The 3,473-nt window shown below is 49.6% G+C and carries 3 protein-coding genes; all 3 read left to right on the forward strand.

The window, feature by feature from the left end; translation table 11 throughout:
- Window positions 1–305 precede the first annotated feature (305 nt).
- Window positions 306–887: an electron transport complex subunit RsxA gene (gene rsxA, locus BM082_RS07065; RefSeq protein WP_017009631.1), complete on the forward strand. Its 582-nt coding sequence runs from the start codon at window positions 306–308 to the stop codon at window positions 885–887.
- Complete coding sequence (gene rsxB / locus BM082_RS07070) at window positions 887–1,471, forward strand: electron transport complex subunit RsxB (protein ID WP_017016624.1); 585 nt, start codon at window positions 887–889, stop codon at window positions 1,469–1,471. Before rsxA ends, rsxB begins: the two co-directional genes overlap by 1 nt.
- Window positions 1,468–3,473: electron transport complex subunit RsxC (gene rsxC, locus BM082_RS07075; RefSeq protein ID WP_074926147.1), on the forward strand; the 2,006-nt coding region annotated here is incomplete at its 3' end. The genes rsxB and rsxC, both read left to right, overlap by 4 nt.

The raw sequence follows: 3,473 nt of genomic DNA on the forward strand, positions 1-3,473 counted from the left end.
TCACGGGTTTGAATGTATCGCTCCGCGATATGTCGCAAGCCTAGGCGGCCCCGTTAAGTCTTGCAGAGGGAGCCACTTTCAAACAAAAAACCCAGCTTTTTAGCTGGGTTTTTTGTTATCTGCACTTTAATTCTTCCTGCGTGAAATTGTTGCTGCCTTATTGATACCGTGTAAAGTCGGCACTAAGTCGCATAAAGAATGACCATAATGGTCATTTTCATGAAAAACCCTTCCGCCTATCAGTTGTTATAGACGCGCCAAAGTCCGATAATATAAAGATCTCTTTAAAATTTTCGAAGAATGGCATGACTGAGTATTTGTTGCTTCTTGTCGGCACCGTCTTGGTGAACAATTTTGTGCTGGTTAAGTTTCTTGGCTTATGCCCATTTATGGGTGTATCAAAGAAGCTAGAAACCGCTATCGGTATGGGTCTCGCAACGACCTTTGTGCTTACACTCGCGTCTGTAAGCGCCTACCTTGTAGAAACATACGTACTTGAGCCTTTAGGTATCGAGTACTTGCGCACACTCAGTTTCATCCTCGTGATTGCCGTTGTCGTGCAGTTCACGGAAATGGTGGTTCACAAAACAAGCCCAACACTTTACCGCTTATTAGGCATCTTCTTGCCATTAATCACGACAAACTGTGCCGTTCTCGGTGTAGCCCTGCTTAATATCAATGAAAGACATAACTTTATTGAATCCATTATCTATGGCTTTGGCGCAGCTGCTGGCTTCTCACTTGTTTTGATTCTGTTTGCAGCAATGCGCGAACGTATCGCTGCAGCAGATGTGCCTCAACCTTTCAAAGGTGCGTCCATCGCTATGATCACCGCAGGCCTTATGTCTCTCGCCTTTATGGGCTTTACTGGTTTGGTGAAATTGTAATGACCGGAATTTTGATTGCGGTATTTGCTATCGCCGTCCTGGCTGCCGTATTTGGTATTTTGCTTGGTTTTGCCTCCATTCGTTTCAAAGTGGAAGCTGACCCGATCGTCGAGCAAATCGACGCAATTTTGCCGCAAACGCAATGTGGTCAATGTGGCTATCCTGGTTGTCGCCCTTATGCGCAAGCCATTGCCAACGGTGATGACATCAATAAATGCCCTCCCGGTGGTCAAGCGACCATCGTGAAACTCGCTGACCTTATGGGCGTTGAAGTCACTGAATCTGCGCATGATGAAGAAACCAGCATCAAGACGGTCGCGTTTATTCACGAAGACGATTGCATTGGCTGCACCAAATGCATTCAAGCCTGTCCGGTGGATGCCATCATTGGCAGCACCAAAGCCATGCACACCATCATCAAAGATGAATGCACCGGCTGTGATCTTTGTGTCGCGCCGTGCCCTACTGACTGTATAGAAATGATCCCGGTTCAAACCACCCCTGAAAATTGGAAATGGCAGCTCAATCAAATTCCTGTTGTTCAACTCCCTGCCGACAGCGCAAAAGGAGTTAAACAAGCATGATCGCGTTACTTGAACAAATTAAACATGGGCAGGTGTGGGATTTCCATGGCGGCATCCACCCGCCGGAAAACAAGCGTCAGTCTAGCGAGCAATCCATCATTCCTGTCGATATTCCGAATGAAATTGTTCTGCCACTAAAACAACACATTGGTTCTGCGGGTCAGGTACTGGTGAACATCGGCGACCGCGTGCTTAAAGGACAGCCGCTCACTAAATCAGACACGCTCCAATCTTGTCCTGTACATGCGCCAACATCAGGCGAAGTTGTTGCCATTGAGTCTCGCACCATTGCCCACGCGTCAGGGTTAAGCGATACCTGCTTGGTGATTCGTCCAGATTTCGAAGAGATATGGGGCGATAAGTCTCCCATCGAAAACTACCAAGATACCGCGGCAGATGCACTGGTCGATCATGTCCGAATGATGGGCATCGCCGGCATGGGGGGCGCAGGCTTCCCTTCTGCCCGTAAGCTACAAACAGGTCTTGCTCGCACAGAAATACTGATCATCAATGGCGCCGAATGTGAGCCTTACATTACCGCTGATGATCGCTTGATGCAGGAACACGCTGATGAAATTATTCAAGGCGTCGAAATCCTCCAACACATTGTGCAGCCTAAACTGGCAGTGCTCGCACTTGAAGACAATAAGCCAGAAGCCATTGCTGCGTTGAAGCTGGCGATTGGTGATAAGAAAAACATCATCGTTCAAGTGGTGCCAACGAAATACCCTTCTGGCGGCGAAAAGCAGCTCATTAAGCTCATCACGGGTAAAGAAGTCCCCGCGAAAGGGATCCCTGCTGCCATTGGTGTGCTGATGCAAAACATCGGTACCGTTCATGCTATTAAGCGCGCCGTCATTGATGGTGAGCCATTGATCCAGCGCGTGGTAACACTCACGGGTACCACGCTAGAAGAACAACGTAATCGTTGGGTATTGCTTGGCACACCCGTGCGCTTTCTGCTCGAAAAACATGGCTACAAGCAAGATAAACGCCTTGAGCGTTTAATCATTGGTGGCCCAATGATGGGCTTTACGGTGCCACATGCGGATGTACCCGTCACGAAAGTGACTAACTGTGTGTTAGTGCCAAGCCGACGTGAAATCGCGCCATCCCAAGGTGAAATGGCCTGTATTCGTTGTAGCGCTTGTGCAGAAGCATGCCCTGCTTCTTTATTGCCTCAGCAACTTCAGTGGTACGCCAAAGACCAAGACTTCGACAAGTGTGAAGAATATAACTTGTTCGATTGCATAGAATGCGGCGCTTGTGCGTATGTTTGCCCAAGTGAAATTCCCTTGGTGCAGTATTACCGCCAAGCAAAAGCAGAAATTCGCCATCTAAATGCAGAAGCGGTGGCTGCAGAACGCGCTCGTGAACGCTTCGAAGCGAAAAAAACGCGCATGGAGCGCGAAAAAGAAAAACGCGAAGCTCGCCATAAAGAGGCGGCAGAAAATCGTCGTAAGGCGATGGAAAAATCCAGTGACGGTGACGCCATCGCTGCAGCCATTGCCCGCGTGAAAGCAAAATCAGAACAAGGTAGCGCTGCGACCACAGTTAAACCTGCCGTGGCTGCTGCCATTGCTAAAGCAAAGGCGAAACAAGCCGAAGCCGCAGAAAGTGGCCAAGCCGAGCCTGATAATAGCGAGATGAAAAAGCTTCGCGAAGAGCGTAAACGTCAAGCACGTGAACGTAAGGCTGAGCAAGCCGCTCACACCGAAGCATCCGATGCGAATTCAAACAAAAGCGCTGCGGATACTGACCCGAAAAAGGCCGCTGTCGCTGCTGCCATTGCGCGTGCTAAAGCACGCAAAGACGCACAGCAAGCTGATGTGCCGCAAGCCGCAGAAGAAAGCGCCACAGACGCAGACCCGAAAAAGGCCGCTGTCGCTGCTGCCGTTGCTCGAGCTAAAGCACGCAAAGCGGCACAACAGGCCGAGGCATCAACGGAAACAGACGGTAACGCCTCTGAATCTGACACTGTCGAACCAGCAGCCGAAGACAT

Source organism: Enterovibrio norvegicus DSM 15893 (assembly GCF_900115495.1).
In the GTDB taxonomy this organism is placed as follows: domain Bacteria; phylum Pseudomonadota; class Gammaproteobacteria; order Enterobacterales; family Vibrionaceae; genus Enterovibrio; species Enterovibrio norvegicus.